The sequence below is a fragment of the Cohnella cholangitidis genome (assembly GCF_014107495.1).
Lineage (GTDB): Bacteria > Bacillota > Bacilli > Paenibacillales > Paenibacillaceae > Cohnella > Cohnella cholangitidis.
In genome coordinates, this window is the sequence record NZ_CP041969.1 from 1,628,181 (window position 1) to 1,647,883 (window position 19,703).

General features: G+C 52.2%; 19 protein-coding genes. All 19 read right to left on the minus strand.

The window, feature by feature from the left end:
* Positions 1 to 219: 219 nt before the first annotated feature.
* On the minus strand, positions 220 to 651 hold the full coding sequence (locus tag FPL14_RS08035) for a universal stress protein (RefSeq protein WP_182302499.1): 432 nt from the start codon (positions 649 to 651) through the stop codon (positions 220 to 222).
* A gap of 5 nt (positions 652 to 656) precedes the next feature.
* On the minus strand, positions 657 to 1,889 hold the full coding sequence (locus FPL14_RS08040) for a CynX/NimT family MFS transporter (protein WP_182302500.1): 1,233 nt from the start codon (positions 1,887 to 1,889) through the stop codon (positions 657 to 659).
* A gap of 216 nt (positions 1,890 to 2,105) precedes the next feature.
* A complete protein-coding gene (locus FPL14_RS08045; RefSeq protein WP_182302501.1) occupies positions 2,106 to 2,666 on the minus strand; it encodes a helix-turn-helix domain-containing protein in 561 nt (186 codons plus the stop codon).
* Between the two features lie 541 nt (positions 2,667 to 3,207).
* A complete protein-coding gene (locus FPL14_RS08050) occupies positions 3,208 to 4,149 on the minus strand; it encodes a metallophosphoesterase family protein (protein WP_182302502.1) in 942 nt (313 codons plus the stop codon).
* A 19-nt stretch (positions 4,150 to 4,168) separates the two neighbouring features.
* Positions 4,169 to 4,642, minus strand: coding sequence for a DUF1904 family protein (locus tag FPL14_RS08055; RefSeq protein WP_182302503.1), 474 nt, complete (start codon positions 4,640 to 4,642; stop codon positions 4,169 to 4,171).
* A 32-nt stretch (positions 4,643 to 4,674) separates the two neighbouring features.
* Positions 4,675 to 6,078 (minus strand): aldehyde dehydrogenase, encoded by a 1,404-nt coding sequence (locus FPL14_RS08060; protein WP_229263837.1) that lies wholly within the window; start codon positions 6,076 to 6,078, stop codon positions 4,675 to 4,677.
* A gap of 358 nt (positions 6,079 to 6,436) precedes the next feature.
* Complete coding sequence (locus tag FPL14_RS08065; protein WP_229263838.1) at positions 6,437 to 7,237, minus strand: ABC transporter permease; 801 nt, start codon at positions 7,235 to 7,237, stop codon at positions 6,437 to 6,439.
* Positions 7,218 to 7,997 carry an ABC transporter ATP-binding protein gene (locus FPL14_RS08070; RefSeq protein ID WP_182302505.1) on the minus strand — a complete coding sequence of 260 codons (780 nt, stop codon included), beginning with the start codon at positions 7,995 to 7,997 and terminating at the stop codon, positions 7,218 to 7,220. The genes FPL14_RS08065 and FPL14_RS08070 overlap by 20 nt, the downstream gene beginning before the upstream one ends.
* Before the next feature lie 13 nt (positions 7,998 to 8,010).
* On the minus strand, positions 8,011 to 9,027 hold the full coding sequence (locus FPL14_RS08075) for an ABC transporter substrate-binding protein (RefSeq protein WP_182302506.1): 1,017 nt from the start codon (positions 9,025 to 9,027) through the stop codon (positions 8,011 to 8,013).
* Between the two features lie 134 nt (positions 9,028 to 9,161).
* Positions 9,162 to 9,827, minus strand: a complete 666-nt coding sequence (locus tag FPL14_RS08080; RefSeq protein ID WP_182302507.1) for a pentapeptide repeat-containing protein — start codon at positions 9,825 to 9,827, stop codon at positions 9,162 to 9,164.
* 144 nt (positions 9,828 to 9,971) lie between these two features.
* Positions 9,972 to 10,484 carry an RNA polymerase sigma factor gene (locus tag FPL14_RS08085; protein ID WP_182302508.1) on the minus strand — a complete coding sequence of 171 codons (513 nt, stop codon included), beginning with the start codon at positions 10,482 to 10,484 and terminating at the stop codon, positions 9,972 to 9,974.
* Positions 10,456 to 10,602, minus strand: a complete 147-nt coding sequence (locus FPL14_RS30715; protein ID WP_407644648.1) for a hypothetical protein — start codon at positions 10,600 to 10,602, stop codon at positions 10,456 to 10,458. Before FPL14_RS30715 ends, FPL14_RS08085 begins: the two co-directional genes overlap by 29 nt.
* Complete coding sequence (locus FPL14_RS08090) at positions 10,590 to 11,411, minus strand: ABC transporter ATP-binding protein (protein WP_407644649.1); 822 nt, start codon at positions 11,409 to 11,411, stop codon at positions 10,590 to 10,592. Before FPL14_RS08090 ends, FPL14_RS30715 begins: the two co-directional genes overlap by 13 nt.
* A gap of 64 nt (positions 11,412 to 11,475) precedes the next feature.
* Positions 11,476 to 14,265, minus strand: coding sequence for an ABC transporter permease (locus FPL14_RS08095; RefSeq protein WP_182302509.1), 2,790 nt, complete (start codon positions 14,263 to 14,265; stop codon positions 11,476 to 11,478).
* Positions 14,265 to 15,326: an efflux RND transporter periplasmic adaptor subunit gene (locus FPL14_RS08100; protein WP_229263839.1), complete on the minus strand. Its 1,062-nt coding sequence runs from the start codon at positions 15,324 to 15,326 to the stop codon at positions 14,265 to 14,267. The genes FPL14_RS08095 and FPL14_RS08100 overlap by 1 nt, the downstream gene beginning before the upstream one ends.
* Entirely contained in the window at positions 15,283 to 15,975 is a 693-nt protein-coding gene (locus tag FPL14_RS08105) for an ABC transporter ATP-binding protein (RefSeq protein WP_182302510.1), read from the minus strand. The genes FPL14_RS08100 and FPL14_RS08105 overlap by 44 nt, the downstream gene beginning before the upstream one ends.
* Positions 15,975 to 17,450 carry an ABC transporter substrate-binding protein gene (locus tag FPL14_RS08110; RefSeq protein WP_182302511.1) on the minus strand — a complete coding sequence of 492 codons (1,476 nt, stop codon included), beginning with the start codon at positions 17,448 to 17,450 and terminating at the stop codon, positions 15,975 to 15,977. The genes FPL14_RS08105 and FPL14_RS08110 overlap by 1 nt, the downstream gene beginning before the upstream one ends.
* 175 nt (positions 17,451 to 17,625) lie before the next feature.
* Positions 17,626 to 18,930 (minus strand): sensor histidine kinase, encoded by a 1,305-nt coding sequence (locus FPL14_RS08115; protein WP_182302512.1) that lies wholly within the window; start codon positions 18,928 to 18,930, stop codon positions 17,626 to 17,628.
* The gene (locus FPL14_RS08120) at positions 18,930 to 19,607 is read right to left on the minus strand and encodes a response regulator transcription factor (RefSeq protein WP_182302513.1); all 678 of its coding nucleotides are present in this window, start codon (positions 19,605 to 19,607) and stop codon (positions 18,930 to 18,932) included. Before FPL14_RS08120 ends, FPL14_RS08115 begins: the two co-directional genes overlap by 1 nt.
* Positions 19,608 to 19,703: the final 96 nt, after the last annotated feature.

Sequence of the window (19,703 nt, forward strand, 5' to 3'; positions counted from 1 at the left end):
CTGCTCCCCGACGGTGTAACTATAGCCCACTACGGCTTGGCGTACCGATTTTCATCAATACCCACGCCAAATAACGGCACGGCGTGCCGTTATTGTTCGGTGAAAATAAAGTTTTAGACTGGAGTCGTTGATTTAACGCGGTTTTTGAATTAATGAATCTTCAGCTTTTGATAAAATAAGTTTTATAACAATGCATCATCTCTGCAGTCCCCGAAAGAGTTAATGCACAATCAGGACTGGGCAACTCGATAGCTGTGAAACCTTGTGGCTGACACTTCCAAGCATCATTTCTTTTATGCCACTTAGCCCACGGCTCCCAATAATAATGAGTTGCTGCTCGGTATCCCCTGCATATTTTAATATTTCATGTGCAGGATCTCCCTTAAGATGAACTGTTTCCGGGTTAATCCCCGCAGATTTTAATTTAGATTTGGCTTGTTGCAGCTGTTCCAAACTCGCTTTCTCCATTTCGTTCAATATTTCTTCCAAGAATTTCTCTGGTACATATGTCGTGCCATTCGACACATATTCCTGACTGACATTAACCAAGGTAACTTGAGTTTGTTTGTTTCGGGCTATTTCAATGGTTGCATCGAGGAGTTTGTTCGTTATTTCAGCTTTATCAATGGTCACCATAATTTTGTCAAACATATTTATCATCCTTTCCTTGGCAGCTCGTAACTATTTCGGCTACCTACAAAACGGTTTCTTGCTGCTCCCATACCGACTAAAAAGAGCAAGACCGAAGCGCCAAGCAGAATGAAAAGTGGCAGGTTCCAACTATTTGTCGCATCATGCAGATACCCTATAAGAGCAGGACCGACTGCGGCAAGAAGATATCCGATCGATTGCGCCATGCCGGACAGTTCCGCTGCTTGATGCGCATTTTCAGCACGTAACCCGAAAAACATCATGGACAAGCTAAAGGCGAAGCCGCCACCAATTCCGAGCATGATGATCCACAACAGAATGATGTTAGAGCTTCCGTAAAGAAGTCCGACCGTTCCCGTCAAAAGCAAAATGGTTGTAATGGCCACTAACATCCGTTGGCTGGACATACGCCCAGCAATAACGGGGACAATAAAGGCAAATGGAAGCATAGCTAGCTGCATGATCGAGAGGTACCATCCTGATTGGTTTAAGTCAATTCCTTGCTGCGTTAAAATTTCAGGCAACCATGCGATCAATACATAGAAAACCATGGACTGTATACCCATAAACATGGTTACTTGCCAAGCAAGCGGGGATCTCCAAACATTCACATCGTTGCTGGCCATATTTTGACTCGTCGTGGCTGTTTGCTTCGTTTGATTTCTTAATTGGGGTAACCAACAGAGGATCGATACAAAGCTTAGAATCCCCCATATTCCCAATGCTCCCTGCCATTTTAGACCTGCGTTCACGGCTAGAGGCACACTGATTCCCGATGCGATTGCTCCACATAAACTCATTGAAATGGAGTAAACACCTGTGATGGAGCCAATTTTATTTGGAAAATCCCTTTTGATTATACTTGGCAATAATACATTACATACGGCAATTGCGAATCCAAGAATTGCTGTCCCAATAAAAAGATTAGCTGCGCCAGATAAAGAACGTATTACAATACCTACAGTCAGAAAGAGTAAGGCGATCATTATGATACGTTCAACCCCATACCTTTGTCCTAATTTTGGTACTAGAGGCGATAAAAAAGCAAAGGCAAGCAAGGGTACCGTTGTAATCAGGCCTGCTAATGTACTTGAAATATGAACGTCATCTTTTATGAGACTCACTAATGGACCGACTGATGTTAAGGGAGTACGTAAATTAGCTGCAATAACAATAATGCCGAGAATGATCAGCCCTATAGAGGATGGTACGGTTTTATTATTTTGTTTGTTCGGCATTCTTAATTTCTCCTTCCTGAATTCTTACGTAATATTTGCTTCCTGCTGATTGAAAAAAACGATACATCCGCGCGAATAAACAAAGTATATTATAATATATTATTTTTATCAATAAATACTTTATAATATACTTTAGTTCATTTAAAAACAAAAATACAACCCTGAAATTCCCGTCATGGAATTCAAAGTTGTATTTAATAAGTGGAATTTTCGACTTTAGAAACCGTACTTCAAGGATATATGGAGCACTGTTTCGCTATCCGTATGATTGGTATAAGAATGAGGACAATCTGCACGAAAACTGATAGTATCATATTGATTCAATGTGTAAATCTCTCCATTGACTTGAATTTCAATGGAACCAGTCATGACTGTCGCAATTTCAGATGTATTGACATGATGACCTTCAGGCTGATACGAGCTATTTGGCTGCAAGTAAGCCCGACACATTTCAATATCGTTACTTTTAAAGACCGGTTCAATGATCCAATTCTTTTGATCATTAGAAAACCGCAGTCCTTCACCTGCTCGATACAAACTAGCAGAGTCTTCTGATTTGAACAAAGCCAATAGCGGTAAAGATATCCCTTTTGAAATTTTCCATATAATCGCCAAAGTTGGATTTGTCTCTCCACGTTCGATATTCCCCAGAGTAAGTTTACTTACGCCCGTTAGTTCCGATAAGTCTTCCAAGCTCATGTTTTTTTCTTTTCTGTACTTTTTCAAGGCAACACCGATTTGTAATACAATTTCTTTTGATTCATTGATGTCATCCATTAGATTCACCTCAACAAAAAACAGTTATAGCTAGTATATTATTTATCTAAATTCTTTTCCATACGAGTAGTATTTGATGGTGGACTACACTCCTATGAAAAAATAATCTGCCCGTTTAGCTTAATGAAACTTTGTCAGTTATTTTTCCAGTCTACAACTTTATTTTCTTCGAACAGCTATCCTTGACGTTTCGCCGACCTGCTGGCAAATAACGGCACGGCGTGCCGCTATCCTTGCCAATTTCCCCGTTCGCTGAACCATAACGGCACCGCGTGCCGCTATTACGCTTATTCATCGGTAACCACGCCAAATAACGGCACCACGTGCCGCTATCCTTGACGTTTCGCCGACCTGCTGGCAAATAACGGCACGGCGTGCCGCTATCCTTGCCAATTTCCCCGTTCGCTGAACCATAACGGCACCGCGTGCCGCTATTACGCTTATTCATCGGTAACCACGCCAAATAACGGCACCACGTGCCGTTATCCTTGACGTTTCGCCGACCTGCTGGCAATTAACGGCACGGCGTGCTGCTATTTCCTCACGCTCTGGAAAACCGATTCGGAGAATGCTTGCGCTGGCGAACGACTTTCTTGCCGTTCGCGAGCCGGCACCAAGTCTCGAAGCCCTGTCGGTGCTGCCGCAGCCGGATCACCCGAGCCCCCCTCTGATACAATAGCCTGCCGTACGTGTTATATCCGGTGGCCCTTCCATAGCATAGCTTTATCCCGTGCAGTTCGCCGATGTAATCGTTGATATGGTCATGACCGCAGAACGTCCCCATCGCGCCACCCGTTTGAACCATCGCCGCGAATAGCCCCGAATTCAACTTCGGCGATTGCACTTTCTCGTAACGATGACCGTAACAGACTCCGTAATCCCACGCCTCGCGATATTCCGGCAAAGGAATGTGAAGGAACATCAGGGACGAAACCGCGATACCCCCATTGTGCTCGCTCAGCGATAGAGCTTGCGAACGAACCCAGTCCACTTGGGACTGGCGAATCCAATCGTAGCCTTGGACGGAAGGATGCTCCGAGTAAGCCCCGCTATCGAGAAAGAAAAGCGCTGCGGCCGTCGCTCCTAGCGAATCCAATACCCGAACGACGAAGTTGCCGACTCCGTCCACGTCGACAGGACCCGCTTCGGCTATCGTGCCCGAATGCTCCAATTGAACGTTCATCAGCTGTTCCTTCGTTACGTTCTGCTCGCAATCGTGATTGCCGTATACGGCCGCCCACGGAATTCCGCTCTGCTCGGCGACGGATACGGCATCCCTATAGGACTGCAACGGATCGTTGCAGCCCATGCTCTCGATGACGTCTCCCGTAAATACGATCAGATCCGGTTGCTCTTCCGCGATCACCCGCTCCATGAGCGCTTTGGTGCGCATGTCTTCGGGATCGCCGTTCTTCCAATGCAAATCCGTGAACTGGACGATCGTAAACGTTCCGTCCCCGCGAAAAGCCAAATGCTTGTCCATTGAATAACCTCGCAGTGTTCTATTCTCTTAAGGCATCATAGAGCTTGCTGGACATGGAGGAGTTAGAACTCGATATCAAAGCTTTCCTCGCCTTGCTCAGTTCTTCCTTCAGCCGTTGATTCTCGGATTGCAGGGCTTGAAGCTCCCCGTCACCGGTTTCGGTGGAGGAAAGTTTGACGCCGTTGGCATAATAGCTATCAGCTTCATAGATCCGGAAAGCGATCTCGAGCTCGGCGATGCCGAGCGACCGGACGTGCTTGTCGATGCATTCGGCCGATAGATCCCGAACCGACTGTCCGCGTTCGAACCAATTCACTTCGATGAAGGGATAGGAAGGGACGAACTCCCCTTCGAAACAAGCCGTCGTGTGCAGGCATTCCAGCAAAATATGATCCGCGGGACATTGGAATAGCTTCGCCAGCTCGGCGACTAACGGTTGGCTGATCGCGCGAACTTGCTCGGGAGCTAATCCCCTGATAAGCAGATGAGGCATATGAACGAACTCCTTAAGTCGTATTAAATAGATTAACGAAGCATTTTACGGATGACGCGCAATCCCCACTTGGACTTCGGATAACGGAAAGGGATATCGAAGCGGTTCGACTGCTTCAGAATGCTCTTGTAATGGGAAAACGCCCTAAACCCGAATTCCCCGTGATAACTGCCGATACCGCTCGTGCCAACGCCGCCGAAAGGCAAATACGGAGTGGCGAGATGAACGATCGTATCGTTTATGCAGCCCCCTCCGAAAGCAAGGTTATCGACGATTTCCCGCTGAAACCCGGAGCTTTCCGAGAATACGTACAGCGCAAGCGGCTTCGGATGAACCCGGACCGTTGCCAGCGCTTCCTCCGTATTTTCATACTCCAGTACGGGCAGGATCGGACCGAAAATCTCCTCCTGCATCGCTTTCGAATCAAGCGTTACCCCTTCCAGCAGCGTCGGGGCCAGCTTGCAGCCCGCTTCGTCGACCTGACCGCCGTAAGTTATGCGAACGTCGTCGTTCAAGTAACCTAGCAATCTGCGGAAGTGGCGTTCGTTCACGATCTTGCCGTATTCGGGATCTTGGATCGGCTCTCGGCCGTAGAATTCCTCGATTGCTTTGACCATGCGGCTCAGCAACTTCGCTTTTACTTCTTTATGTACGAGCAAATAATCCGGAGCAACGCAAGTCTGCCCCGCGTTCGTCAGTTTGCCGAATACGATTCTTCTGGCGGCAAGCTCGATATTCGCGTCCTTATGAACGATACACGGGCTTTTTCCGCCCAGCTCCAACGTCACCGGAATAAGCTGCTTGGCCGCCGCCTCCATGACGACCCGGCCGACCGGCGGGCTGCCCGTGAAAAAAATGTGGTCGAAGGGTTGCTTAAGCAGCTCCGTGCTCGCATCCAGCCCTCCTTCGACGACCGCCGCGTAGCGCTGCGGGAACGTTTCCCGAATGAGCCTCGCCAATAGGCCGGACGTAGCCGGAGCCATCTCCGAAGGCTTCAGAACCATCGTATTGCCGGCGGCGATCGCGGCGACCATCGGCACGAGCAACAATTGAAACGGATAATTCCAAGGTCCCATGATCAACGTAGTTCCTAACGGCTCGGGCATGATTCGGCTGCTCGCTCCGAAAAGCGCAAGCGGCGTCCGTACTTTGCTTGGCTTGGCCCAACGCCGAACATGGCGCAGCGCCATGCGAATCTCGGTCAACACGATACCAATCTCCGTAGCGTACGCCTCTTGCTCGGACTTATTCAAATCCTGCTTTAACGCGGCTAGGATGTCCGGTTCGAATCGCTGGATCGCGTTCCGCAGTTTCATGAGCTGTTCCTTGCGAAAAGCGACCGGTCTCGTCTCGCCCGTCCGGTAATATTGTTTCTGACTGCCGATTATAGCATCTAACGAAGCCGTTTCCGCCGCCTGTCCTATCCTATCGGTCAAGGTCCATTCTCCTTCTTCGGCCTTACTTAGTTCGTCTCTACATTGAATTATCCAAGCAAACCGTTCTTAATGCAAATAAGTTTTGCGCGAAGCTCGGGTTGCGGCATCGGATTCCCATACGGTATGATCTAATCAAACATGGAGGTGTTGGATCAAATGGGACAATCGAAATCCAAGCAACAACGTCGCAAGTCCGAACGAGCCGGTAAATGGAATCCGGAGACGAGCCGAAATCAATGGCACAGAAAACCGCAAACGCAAGTCGTGTTGAACAAGAAAGCAGAACAGCGCCGAACGCTATGCCGCCAACAGGGCAGCCGCGACGGCGCTGATTTTTTGTTAACCGCCTGGGTGCCGTTCAAGCCTCGTAATTGTATTTTTTCCGGGCGAATCGCTCCAACACGTTCACGAAGCCGTACAGGATAACGGATAAAAGCGCCAGCATCATGATGCTGACCATAACGAGGTTCATCTGAAACACCTGTCCGCCGTAAATGATCAAATAACCGAGCCCCGCTTTGGAAGACAGGAACTCCCCCATCACTACCCCCACTAACGTTAATCCGACGTTTACTTTCAGCGTGGCGATAAAATGCGGAACGCTGGCCGGCAATAGCACCATCCTCAGCATTTGCAGCCGCGTTGCGCCAAAGGACTCCATGAGCTTGAGCTTCGTCTTGCTGATCTCCCTGAACCCGCTCTCCACCATAATAATCGTGACGATAATCGAGATGGCGACCGCCATGCCGTAGATCGAATACCGATCCCCAAGCCAAATATAGAAGATGGGTCCTAACGCGACCTTCGGCAGCGCGTTAAGCACGACGATATAAGGCTCCAGTACCTTGGACGCGAACGTAGACCACCAGAACAGGACCGCGATCGCCGTTCCCAGCAGCATGGAGACGAAGATGCCGACCAATGTCTCCCAGCCGGAAATCCAAGTATGCCGAAGCAAGCTTCCTTCGAAAGCCAGCTCTCGGAAGGAGGATAACAAAAGCGACGGCTTGCTCGTTAGCATCGGATCGATCCATTTCCACTTTGCGGCCAGCTCCCAGAGAACGAGGAATACCGCCAGCAAGGAGATGCGGGATAATGCGATCAGGCGAAGCTTGCGTCTCTGGACGGTTAAGTAGCGTTTATACAGAGGGGACGACATGCTCCTCGAGCTCCTTCCAGATTGCATTGAAGTAATCTTTGTACCTCCCTGCCTCCCGCTTCTTCCATGGAGATAAATCTTTTCCTTCGTCGAATCGTATCTCGTATACGGAAGAGATCGTGCTCGGACGTTTAGACATGACCATGACCCGATCGGCCATGCTGATCGCCTCGGACAAATCATGGGTAACGAGCAGCGCGGTCTTGCCTTGATCTTTGATGATATGGAACACTTCTTCCGACAACGTGAGCCGCGTCTGATAATCCAACGCGGAGAACGGCTCATCCAGCAGCAGAATATCCGGCTCCGCCACGAGCGTGCGAATCAGCGCAACCCTCTGGCGCATCCCTCCGGACAGCTGGGACGGACCATGGTACGCGAAATCTCCCAATCCGTACCGCTCTAACAGCTCCATCGCCTTTCGCTTCGCTTCGGCCCGATCCATCCGCCGAATTTCCGCGCCGACGAGCAGATTGCTTAGGACGTCCCGCCATTCGAATAGATGGTCATGCTGCAGCATGTAACCTACCTTCCGGGATGTCCCCGTTACCTCATGGCCGTCGATCGCTATTTTCCCTTGCGTCGGTTTCAGCATGCCGGAGATCAGGGAGAGCAGCGTGCTTTTGCCGCAGCCGCTCGGTCCCACGATGCTGATAAACTCTCCTTGCCCGATCGAGAGATTGATGTCGCGCAACGCCTCGGTCTCCTGCTTTAGCGTAAAATAACTCAGCCCTACGTCCTTCAGCTCAATTTGCGCCATACAGCCATCACCATCAGTCCGATTTCCCGATATTTTTCACGAAGCTCATATCCACGATTTCATCCATATTCGCCACTTTCTCCTCCGCCTTCAGCACGCCGTTCTCGATGAGCACGTTTTGCAGCGTATCGAACTGCGCTTGGGTAAGCTCCGGATTCGTCGACCACGTATTCTGGTTTTTATAGCTCTCTACCGACTTCAGGATGAGATCGTCGGGCGTGCCTTCGAAGAACGGCTTTAATGCCTTCGTAACGTCTTCATCGGATGCGGTTCCCAGCCACTTGGCGCCTTCCGCGACCGCATTGGAAAATTTCTGGATGATGTCCGGATTATCTTTAATGTAATCCGAGGTCGCGACGTAGGAAGTTTCCGGGAACGGCCCGAACGCTTCGGCCATGGAAGCGGCATAGTAGGCTTTCCCCTCTTGGACGAGCGTGGAAGCCACCGGCTCGAACAGTTGAATATAATCGCCCTGCCCGCTCGTGAACGCGCCGGCCATAGCCGGAGCCGCGAGGTTCGTAACGACGTCGACATCCTTCACTTGTTCTTTCAACAGCGTAGAGTTCAGAACCATTTGCGGGGCGCTTCCCGGCCTCCAGCCGATCACCGTTTTCCCTTGAAGGTCGCTCCACTTGAATTGGTCGACTTTCTCGCGGGATAGCAAAAACGAGCCGTCTTTGGACGTAAGCTGGTGGAACACTTTAAGCTTCTTATCCCCTTTTTGATTGTAGATGTAGATACTGGTCTCGGGTCCGACCAAGGAGATATCCGCCGTGCCCGCGATCAATGCGGCCGCTCCCTTGTCGGAGCCTTGGGAAGTATTCATATCCACGTTTAATCCCTGATCCTCGAAGAAGCCTTGGGACATGGCCGCGTAATGCGGCGCATAGAAAATCGAGCGGATAACCTCCGAAAATTTAACCGTCGCTAATTTATCTTCGTCTTTCCCTTTATTGCCGCACGCGGCGAGCACGATCAGAAGCACGGCAGCCAAGAGCAGCGGAACTGTTTTTCTCCAGTTGATCATCATGGTTCTCTCCCTCTGGGATTAACTTTGTCTATATGAACGGCCCGAAGCGAACCGGAATAAGAAAAAAGCCTTGAATAGGTAATATCCTATTCAAAGCTCTATGTTCGCGTTCATTGCCTATTTAATGACAATCATCAATCCTCTTTGATCGCTACGCCTAACAAATAGGCAAAGCCTCTAATCTGATCGGATCTGACGATGCAGCCCTGCAAATCTTCCAAAGTTGCGCCGATGCTCTGGAATTCGCAGGTGCTCAGATCGATTCCAGCCAACTTCGCCCCCGAGAACTGCGCTTGATCGATGGCCGTATCGGCGAACTCGACCTTGTTGAGCGAAGCATGATAATAGTCGGCCTTATCGAAATTGCTTGCCGCGAAGCCGACCGCCTTCATGTCCGCGAACCGGAAGACGGAATATTGTCCGTTGCATTGGTCGAATTTTACGTTGCGCATCGTCGAACCCGATAGATCTAACCCTAGCATTTTGCAATGATTAAACTGCACCCGGTGCATAACCGAATCCCGCAAAATGACGTTGGATAGATCGCATCGGTTAAACACGACGTCCGTAAACTCCGCTCTCTCCAAGGCGACTTGGTCAAATAGAACGTTCTCGAATACGATGCAGTCGAAGGTGACCTTGTCCGCCGATTGGTTCGCTATCGTTCCTTGGGAGAATTGACCGTTCTCGTAAGTTTGCCTATCTTGTATCTCGTAATCTTCGATCGTTAAAACTTCCGATCGGCCGGTTAATCTAGGAGCTTCCAACGTGCTCTTATTGGTTTTTTTATTCGTTGCCATGAAATCATGCCTCCGGCATCCGTTTGGATCGTAATAGGCTTCATTTACATAGTAATCATAATTCAAATGAAACCGATATACCAGTATCCGTGGCATGAACGGTGAATTCTATCCATCCGTCATCGTTGCCGGCGGCTAGTTCAGTCATGTCGACTTGTTACCTAAAACCTTATCTTCGACCAGCCACCTGGACAATTGCATTTTCCCGCGCCGGACGAAGGATTTGACGGTGTTTTCGGAGCAATCGAGCAACCGGGCGATTTCGCCGTAACTGGATTGCCCGTAGATCCGTAACATCATCGCCGTGCGCACCCGGGTCTTAAATCGCCGCAGCAATCTCCGCACAAGACTCTCGAATTCCATATTGAGGACGGCTTGCTCCGGAGTAACAAGACTTGACGTAGCTTGGTAATCAAGCGGAAGCCAGGAAATTCGTCGTTTGCGCCGCCATTGATCGACGAAGAGACGATATCCGGTTAAGCTCAGCCACTCTCTCGGATGTTCGGGTAAATTGTCCTGTTGGCATAGCTTCAGGAAAATATCTTGCACCAGATCGGCCGCTTCTTCTCGATTTCGCGTCAAATTGAGCATGAATTTATTCAAATAGACGGAGTGTGCCGTATACCATTCACCCAGATCGACCGGTGATCGTTCCATTCGTCTTATCGCCCCCCATCTGTTCGATCGGATCAGACGAGATCTCGGGCGGACCGATCATGACGCGTTTCCCGTCGAATTCGAGTACCGCTTTCCCGCCGACGTTCATCGCATCCAAGTAAGCCTTCGGGATTTGCAGCCTGCCCGCGCGTCGATGACGACGAATTCTTCATGTTTCGTGCCGAACCTTGCCTCCTGATCGGCTATATTCGAACCCTCGGCGGCAGCGTCCGATAAGGCAGCGTCCGCTTCCCTTTTCACCCACTCCGTGCTGGTCAACCCGTCCCGAATGGCGACGACGCGGTCGACCTTGTCCGCGACGGATAGATCATGGGTGACGATGACGATCGTAACCCCCATATCCCGGTTTAGACGGCGGAAAATCTCGAGAATCCGTTCCCCCGTGGCGCTATCTACCGACCCTGTCGGTTCATCCGCAAGAACGAGGAGCGGTCGGTTGGAGAGCGCGATGGCGATCGCCACCCGCTGTTGTTCGCCGCCGCTTAATTGCGCGAGGCGGTTGCCCATCCGATGCTCCAACCCTACTGCCGCTAGCAACTGCTTAGCGTATCCACGGTCAACCTTGCCCTGAATGAGCATCGGCAACTCTACGTTCTGGAGGGCGGTGAGATAGGGAACGAGATTTCTCGCGTTATTCTGCCAAATAAAACCGACGGTTGTACGCTTATATTCGATAAGCTGCTCCTTCGTCATCTTCAGCAGATTCCACGGGCCGACGATCGCTTGGCCCGCCGAGGGCCGATCGAGGCCGCCGAGAATGTTGAGCAACGTTGATTTGCCGCTGCCGCTGTTGCCGATTATGGCCATCATCTCGCCTTGCTCGACCGCCATATTCAAGCCCTGAAGCGCTACGACCTCGACTTCGTCGGTTTTGAAAATTTTCACAAGACCTTCGCAATGGATCATCGCAGGGCCTCCTTCTCCGCGACATTCGTCGTTATATCATTCATTCTTCTAACGTTCTATCGTACTATCTTTCTTCGCCTAGCTTAACGGCTTGCGAGATTCGCAGCCGCCGCAATTGGAAGATGAGCAAGCAAGCCCCGGAAGCGAGCATGATCCCGGTAGCGATGTATAGCTTCATCGTATCCTCGGCCTCGAACACGATACGGAACGGCGGTACTTGCCGGGTCCCCTCTACGCTTCCGCCCTGCAGGAACGGAAGAAACAGGCGGCTTGCGATCTTGCCTAACCCGATTCCGACGGCAACCGCCAAGCCGGTCGTGAACAACTGCTCGAGCAACAGCATGCCCGTCAGTTGTCCGCGCGACAGCCCCACTGCCCTCAGGATGCCGAGTTGAACGACCCGGCGCGACAACGCAAAAAACCAGAAAATCAAGTATCCAAGAAGCGAAACGAGCAAGGAGATCAAAAATCCGAGACTCAGGATGCCGAAGACGCCGCCTTGCGCAGGATGATTACGCCGTTCGTTGAGCTCACCGCGGGCATCCTTCGCGTCAACGACCGTTATGCCGCGCTCTGTCAGTGTTTCGATCACCGGCCCTAGCTTCGCGCCGTCTTCCATGTTCAACCATACGTCGTAGGGAATCTTCTCGATCTGCTGATATAGATAATCCAGATTGACCACGAAGAAAGCCGATTCCTCCGGATAGAGGCTAGGCCAGTAAGGCACGATGCCGACGACGACCAAATCCACTGCCTCATTGCCGTAACCGATCGTCATGCTAAGCGGATCGCCTTCCTTCAATCCGTACCGCTCGGCGAAACCGGCAGATACAAGCGCCGCTTGCTCCGTTTGGCCAAGAGCGTCGAGATAGAAGTAGGGATGAATCGGATACATATCCTCGCGGAACCAAGCCGTCTTGGCGAAATCGACGTTGTCGATGCCAACGATCTGAGCGGTGCCGACGGCTTTGCCGCCGATCTCGGCTTTGCCGGTCGCCCTCATGACTCGCGCGGCCGCTTCCACGCCTTCCAAGTTCGAGTAAGCCCCGAAAGACGGTTCGTTATAGTAGATTTTGTTCTCGTCGTTCTCATCTTGAACGCCTTCCCATGCCGCCTTCAGCAGGACGTCGCTCCCATATTGATACTTCGTGCGGTCCGACGCGTTAACGTCCATCGTTCGGGCGGCGGACGAATTGTAAACCCCGAGCCCGATCGTGAGGATCATCAAAATCATAAGGGGGTAAAAAGTCGCGGCCGATCGCGACAACTGCGTCAACGTGAGATACATCGTTACCGGCATTCGATTGTTCATCAACGCGTTCCAGGAACGCAACACATAAGGAAATAACCGTAAACATAGCAATCCTGCGGCGAACAAGAACAGTGCCGGAAAGACGAAGATGACCGGTTGAATCCCGGCTGCGCCCCCGCTCTGATCCGCGGAAGAAATCCAGCCGCTATCCAGCAAGTACCATCCGGCCGCCGCCCCGGCAAGCACTGCTACGTCCAAGTACAATCGTTGCCACAACGGCGGTCTGTCGCCGCGGGCGCGTTGCTGCGTATGCTGTACGATGGAAGACTCGGCATACGCGCGGATCGGCGCCATAGTGGCAATCACCGCGAGCGCGGTCGCGAAGGCACCGAACAACCAAGCGGCTTTGTTCCACCCGACCGGAATCGACTTGCGTCCGACGAAAGAAAGGAAGCCGCTGGAGGATCCGATCGTCTTGGCCATGAACCAAGCCAGAACGAGTCCCATCAGCATAGCCGCGCACCCGAGCAGAACGGCTTCGATCGCGTACAACGCCGTAATTTGCCTTGGACTGGCACCCCGGCTATGCAGCACGGAGATATCGCCTCTTTGGCGATCAAGCGCTTGCTTCGCGTTCAATGCAATGAAGTAGAGAACCATCGCCAGCGCCGGTGCCGCAAGCGCGAACAGCATCGCCTGCAGCAACAGACTCTGGCGATTGAAATCATGCAGCATATCGATGAACGACAAATTCACCTTCGTATTCTCCAGCATTCGGTGCAAATCGATATCCAGCCTTTGCAGTTCGCCGACGAGCGGCGATAGATCGCTAATTCGGATATCCCGCAGGTCGAACGCGTAGAACCAACCCACCGATTCCAACGCGAGTCGGCGATCCTTGAGCAAAGCGTCCATCATCGTTTTTCGGCTCACGAGCAAAGTGTCGGCTAATCTTTCCTTCCCGTCGATCGCCAAACTCAGATCCGATTCGTCTTTCAATTTATAAGCGCCCGCAATGCGAACGGTCAGCCGATTCGTTTTCCCGTCGGCATTTTTGGCATCGTAAGTAAGCGCATCGCCGATCTTCCAACCGTAACGGCTTAACGTCTCATTAAGCACAAGGGCTTCGACGACTCCATCCTGCATGCCATCCCGGGGCATCTTCCCTTCCTGCATATCGATAAGCTCGGTTATCCCGCTCTGCGCGGCGAGCTCCATACGTGCCAACTGGCTTGAGCCACCCGCGCCTACGGGTACCGAACGTACTGTAGACGCCGGCAAGTTCATGCGGCTTGAAAAGGCGTCCACAGGGAACCCGATTCGACCGGTCAGCTCTTCGCCGATCCATCTATCCATTTCCGCAAGCGCTTCCCTATCCGTATCTTCCGAACCGCCCGACTGGAATTTAAGATATAAAGATGCCGCGGGCAGTCCTTTCGTCTCTTCCTGAAGAGACTTCGCGACAAGCCTTTTCAAAGTGCCGTCGGCATACATCGGAATGCTCATCGCGAACGACGCGGCCACCGTCAGCCCAAGCAACGTGCTGAGCGTAAACCAGCGGTTCTGCCACATTTTCAGCACAAGGTAGCCGATGATCCGCATTATTTCCCCACGACCTTCTGGCCTTCCTCGAGCCCTTTGATGATTTCTACGTCAATCGATGTTTGCACGCCTACTTCTACGTCCACCTCGCCTTTGCTGCCGTCGGCATTCGATACGAGCACGTAGTTTCGGCTGTTCTGCTTCCGAAGCGCTGCTACCGGAATATGCAGCACGTTCTCCCGTCTCTCGACGATAACGGAAGCGGATAGCGGAGTGCCATGCCCAACGTTGGCAGGCGGCTTTTTCAGATCGATCAGAGCGTACGAATCGAGTGAGTCTTCCTCCATCCCGGAGGTGCTGACCGGCAACCTTCTTACCGTTCCCGCATGATCTCCGGCCGTATTGATTCCGACCGTCGTCTCCATTCCCGGAGCGATGCTCGCCAGATCGCTCGAACCGAATTGGACGGCAACGACGAGCGAGTTCATGTCGGCAATTTGCCCGACTTTCTCGTAAGCTTTCGCCATATCGCCTTTTTCAGCCGTAAAGCTGACGATCGTGCCGTCATACGGGGCGGTCAGTACCGAACCTTCGAGTTCCTTTCGTAGTTCAGCCAACTCTCCCTTCATCAACTCGTATTCCAACTGCTGTTTGCGAAGCAGAATCTCATTGCTTTCGGTTGAATCGCGCATCGCGGCTTTCATATCGAGCTCGGCTTTTTCCAGTTCGATTTCCTTTCTGAGGATCTGGCTTTCTATATCCCCCGTATCGAGCTCCGCCAGCACCTGCCCCTTTTTCGCTTGGTCGCCGGCCTTTACCCGGACATCGATGATCCGACGGTTATCTTCCGTGAACATCAGATTTTCTTCTCTCTCCGACATCAGCTTACCGGACCCGCTTACCTTCGTTTCCAACGTGCCGCGCTCCACCGGATACACCGGTTTTTGCGAAATTTTCGGCGTACGGATCGCGGGCAATTTTTCGGTTTGCTCCTCCTGAGGGAGCAGAGCGGAGCATCCGGTCAAGAGCGATAAGATCGACACGGCGATCAAAATCCGGCTTGCCATCCCGATTGTCCTATTCCGGAACGATCCGGCCATCGACCATTTGATAAACAACATCCGCCGCCCCCCATAAAGTAGAATCGTGCGTGGTCATGCAGACCGCAATGCCTTCGGTTTCCACGATTTCCCGGAATACCGAGATTACGCGCGCGGCCATAAGCGAATCAAGCTCCGCCGTCGGCTCGTCCGCTAACAACAGATAAGGCTTGTGGGCAATCGCCTTGGCGATCGCCACGCGCTGTTGCTCGCCTCCCGACAATTCGAACGGACGATGGCGCGCCCGTTTCGTCAATCCTACGAGATCAAGGCAACGCGCCACCCGATCTTTCCATTCCTTCCGCGGAACTCCGGCCATGCGCAAGCTTAGTTCGACGTTCTCCCAAGCGGTAAGCAACGGCAGCAACGCGAACGTTTGGAAAATAAACCCGATTTCCTGTCGGCGCACGACGGTTAACTGCTTGTCGCTCCATTGATGAAACGGACGACCTCGAAAGAACACTTCGCCTTCCGAAGGCCGTTCGAGCCCTCCGAGCAAATTGAGCAGCGTCGTCTTCCCCGATCCGGAACGTCCGCGCAGCATCGTAAGCCTGCCGGCCGAAACCGACATCTCGATGCCTTTCAGCACGTCGACCTGCCGGTTGCTTGAGAGGAAGCTTTTGCGTATGCCCCGCACGTCGAGGCATGGTGCCTCCTGCTCAATTGCCATTAGGGTTGCTCCGCCTCCACCTTAGCTTTGGTGAGGAGATCTTGCCCTTGCGTTTGGATCGTTCGGACAACTTCGTCTATCGATCGGGTCCCTTCCACCGCCTTCTTGATTTCCCCGGACGCGAGCTTCGCGAACGAATCCGCAAAACCTTCCGGCAACGATTGCAGCAGCAACTGCGAATTGGCTTCAAGCGCGTAGAAAGCATCGATGTTTTTCCCGTCCATCTCTTTCTTGAAGGCGGTTCTGGACGACAATGACGGAGACGACTTGGTGCTCGTCTTGGCCAGCTGTTCGCCATTGGCGTATTTCAAGAACTCCCAGGCCGCGGACAAGTTCTCGGACGCGGCGTTGATGGCAAACACGCTTTCCAAGGTCATGCTGCCGGTTACGTTCGGTTGGGAAGGATCCACGGGAAGGGTCACGACGTCCCAATCGATCTCTTTGATCGGGTTCATCATTCCTTTACCCTTGCCGGAGGGACCGTCAGCAGGTACCGTCGCGCTGACGGCTCCCGTTTTCATATTCATACCCAACAAGTTCATCATCATCGGACCGTCGATCGTCATCGCCGCTTGGCCGGTCATGAACCTCATCGAGTCGCCGCCGATTCTCACCGTCGTTTTGCCGCCCATGCCGCGCATCACAATACCGCCGCCCTCTCCTCCGCCGTCGGACGGCATCGAGATGCTGCCCGATTTGTACCCGTCGACGACCGATTGGAAGATCGATTTCCATTCCGGCGTCTCTATCGCTACCGTCCCCGCGTCCTCATCCGCGTACATCAACCCTTTCGCTTCTCCGATCGTACGGATCAACTCGAACGCGTTGCTCGTCTGAGACGATTGAAACAGCCCGTTTAATGCGTTGTCGCCGTCTTTCTTGACGGGAAAACGCGCCGCGAGCTGCATCGCTTCATCCCAGCTCATACCGTCCGTAGGATACGGAATACCGTGTTGATCGAACATATCCTTGTTGTAGTAGAGCGCTTGGCTGGCGAAATTAGGGCTTAATCCGTATAGCTTGCCGCCCCCCTGAGCCTTCAGCAGCTCGATCACGGAAGGCAGGAAGCCGTCAAGGTCGAATTCGTCCTGCTTCACGACCGCATCCAGATCGTACAACACCCCCTTCTTCGCGAGCTCCGCGTATTGCTCTTCCGTCAAGTACATTGCATCAGGCTGTTGTTCCGCGATAAGCTTCTCCATTTCGGCTACCGGATCTTCTGCGTTGAATACGGATTCGGTAGAGACGACTTCCAATTGGATATTAGGGAACATCGCCTGAAAAGCGTTGCCATACTGCATGAAGAAAGCTTCTTCGTTAAAGTAGGCCACCTTCAGCGCCCCTTTGTCTTCCCTGTCCAACCCGCTCAGCGCCGACTCCTTGTTGCCGCCCGAAGACGTGCAAGCCGTTAGAGCCATAATCAAAGCAAACGCTAAGATCAGCAAACCCGATTTCTTCCCCCGTTGTTTGTTCATCTCCTCAATCACCCTTCTACCCTTTAATGGATTGCTAGCCCAGTATGCTGCGGGTTTCTTAGAAATCGGTTAGAGAAGCTTAACGGAAGCTTAAACGATGCTGAAAACAGGGTAAAAAGAACAAAAAAAACTCCCCGGTTCATCTTGCTAGCCTGGGAGTTACTAGGCCTAACCTTTATATAGGCAATGTGACAGTAACGCGAGTACCGGTCGATAGCTTGCTTTCCAACCGGATTTTGCCGCCATGCCGCTCTACGATCCATTGGGCTATGGCAAGACCGAGACCGGACCCGCCCTCTCGCCTTGTTCGGGCTTTGTCGCCGCGATAGAAGCGGTCAAAAACATGGGGCAAATCATCGGGAGAGATGCCGATTCCGGTATCCTCGACCTCGAGCTGAACGGAGTGAGCGAATTTACGGCAAACGACGCGGACAACCCCGCCTTCCGGCGTGTATTGGATCGCATTGTCGAGCACGGTTACGAGCAGCTGGTGAAGGCGTTCTTCGTCCGCGTTCATCGGAATTGGCGAGTCGATCTCAGCATTCAAGATGATGTCCTTGACCTCCGCCAGCAGTTGCATCTTATTCACGCTTTCCTGAACGATTCTATCGAATTGAACCGTCTTTCGCTCCAACTCTAGCCGATTCGAATCCGACCTGGCTAACGTCAGCAGGCCGCCGACCAACTTGCTCATCCGCCGTGCTTCCTGCAAGACGGTGGACACATGTTTGCTGTCCTGCTCGATCGTATGGCCGGGGTGGCGCAGCAAGAGCTCCGCATGAGCCTGGATGACCGACAGCGGAGTTCGCAGCTCGTGGGAAGCGTCCGATACGAACTGTTGCTGTTTCTCCAGGGAAACCCGGATCGGGATAAGAGATCGGTTCGCTAAATAAAATCCGGCGGCAATAGCGACTAGAAGTCCGACGCTGCCGCCTAGCAACAGGATGAATTGCAAACGGCGCAGCATCCCGATTTCCGCGGAGACATTGCTCAGCAACTGTTGCGTCACGATTCGATAAGCGCTGCCGTCCGCTCCGATCACCTCGGGGATATCCAAGTCGCCGATATTCAGCACGCGAAAATACTGATCGCCCACCTTAACGTTTTTCGGCGACGAGCCGAACAGCTTCGGTTGCAATTGCTTCAGTTGTTCTTCGCTGAACGTGCTCTTGCCGAGCATCGGCATGGGCTCGTCTTCATCCGTCCAAAACAATTGGATAATCGGCCTGTCCATCTGACCTATTCGGAACGTGACGGCTTTCTGCGCGGGAACGGCCGACGCCGGCAAAGATTCCGAGTTTATCATTTTAGAGGAAACGGCTACCGTCGTGTTCGCGTTCACCTTCTCCATCGATTGGTCGACTTGAGCGAACAGCATTTTCTTCATGATAAAAAATACGGATAAATTCAGAGCAATCAAAATGACGGACAAAACGGCGGCGTTGCGAATTGTCAGCTGGGCGCGTATACGATTGAACATCAGTTTTTCTCCTTCAACATGTAACCGACCCCGCGAACGGTATGGATATACCGGTCGCAGCCGGAAGGCGCGAGTTTTTTGCGCAAGTAGTGCACGTAAACGTCGACGACGCCCAAACCCGCTTCCGAGTCGATTCCCCATACCCTATCCAGCAACTGTTCTTTCGTTAGGATCTGCTCCTTGTTCAGCAGCAAGTACTCCATCAACTCATATTCTTTCAACGTTAGCTTAAGAGGTTCGCCATTCGCGTACCCCTCCATGAATTGGTATTTTACGGAAAGCAGTCCGTAATGAAGCTCTCCGTCCGGCGCGCCGGGGGAGAGCCGACGCAGCAATACCCTAATGCGCGCCAGCAATTCGGGCGTCGCGAATGGCTTGATCAAATAATCGTCGGCACCGGAATCCAGACCCATCACGCGGTCCTCCACGCTGTCCCTGGCCGTGAGCAGCAGAATCGGCATCATGATTCCTTGCGCCCTTAGTTCGGATAGAACGGACAAGCCGTTGATTCCAGGCAGCATAACGTCCAATACGATCAGATCGTGAACGCGCTGCTGCGCCAAATACAATCCATCCGCACCGTTGTCCGCTTCATCCACTTGGTAAGCTTCTTCCCTGAGCAACGTCCCCACCGCGTCGAGCAGCGGTCGGTCGTCCTCCACCACGAGAATCCTCATTGGTCTGCCCCTTCTATTCAGGCTTAAACGCATATTCAGCAGATCTATTCTAGAGTACGAACCTTAACAAATGATTAGAAACCGATGAAGCTGTTA

Coding starts and splice junctions, on each gene's coding strand:
- FPL14_RS08035 (WP_182302499.1), bottom strand. CDS start 651: ATGTTTGACAAAATTATGGTGACCATTGATAAAGCTGAAATAACGAAC.
- FPL14_RS08040 (WP_182302500.1), bottom strand. CDS start 1,889: ATGCCGAACAAACAAAATAATAAAACCGTACCATCCTCTATAGGGCTG.
- FPL14_RS08045 (WP_182302501.1), bottom strand. CDS start 2,666: ATGGATGACATCAATGAATCAAAAGAAATTGTATTACAAATCGGTGTT.
- FPL14_RS08050 (WP_182302502.1), bottom strand. CDS start 4,149: ATGGACAAGCATTTGGCTTTTCGCGGGGACGGAACGTTTACGATCGTC.
- FPL14_RS08055 (WP_182302503.1), bottom strand. CDS start 4,642: ATGCCTCATCTGCTTATCAGGGGATTAGCTCCCGAGCAAGTTCGCGCG.
- FPL14_RS08065 (WP_229263838.1), bottom strand. CDS start 7,237: ATGTCGTCCCCTCTGTATAAACGCTACTTAACCGTCCAGAGACGCAAG.
- FPL14_RS08070 (WP_182302505.1), bottom strand. CDS start 7,997: ATGGCGCAAATTGAGCTGAAGGACGTAGGGCTGAGTTATTTTACGCTA.
- FPL14_RS08075 (WP_182302506.1), bottom strand. CDS start 9,027: ATGATGATCAACTGGAGAAAAACAGTTCCGCTGCTCTTGGCTGCCGTG.
- FPL14_RS08080 (WP_182302507.1), bottom strand. CDS start 9,827: ATGGCAACGAATAAAAAAACCAATAAGAGCACGTTGGAAGCTCCTAGA.
- FPL14_RS08085 (WP_182302508.1), bottom strand. CDS start 10,484: ATGGAACGATCACCGGTCGATCTGGGTGAATGGTATACGGCACACTCC.
- FPL14_RS08090 (WP_407644649.1), bottom strand. CDS start 11,411: ATGATCCATTGCGAAGGTCTTGTGAAAATTTTCAAAACCGACGAAGTC.
- FPL14_RS08095 (WP_182302509.1), bottom strand. CDS start 14,265: ATGCGGATCATCGGCTACCTTGTGCTGAAAATGTGGCAGAACCGCTGG.
- FPL14_RS08100 (WP_229263839.1), bottom strand. CDS start 15,326: ATGTTGTTTATCAAATGGTCGATGGCCGGATCGTTCCGGAATAGGACA.
- FPL14_RS08105 (WP_182302510.1), bottom strand. CDS start 15,975: ATGGCAATTGAGCAGGAGGCACCATGCCTCGACGTGCGGGGCATACGC.
- FPL14_RS08110 (WP_182302511.1), bottom strand. CDS start 17,450: ATGAACAAACAACGGGGGAAGAAATCGGGTTTGCTGATCTTAGCGTTT.
- FPL14_RS08115 (WP_182302512.1), bottom strand. CDS start 18,930: ATGTTCAATCGTATACGCGCCCAGCTGACAATTCGCAACGCCGCCGTT.
- FPL14_RS08120 (WP_182302513.1), bottom strand. CDS start 19,607: ATGAGGATTCTCGTGGTGGAGGACGACCGACCGCTGCTCGACGCGGTG.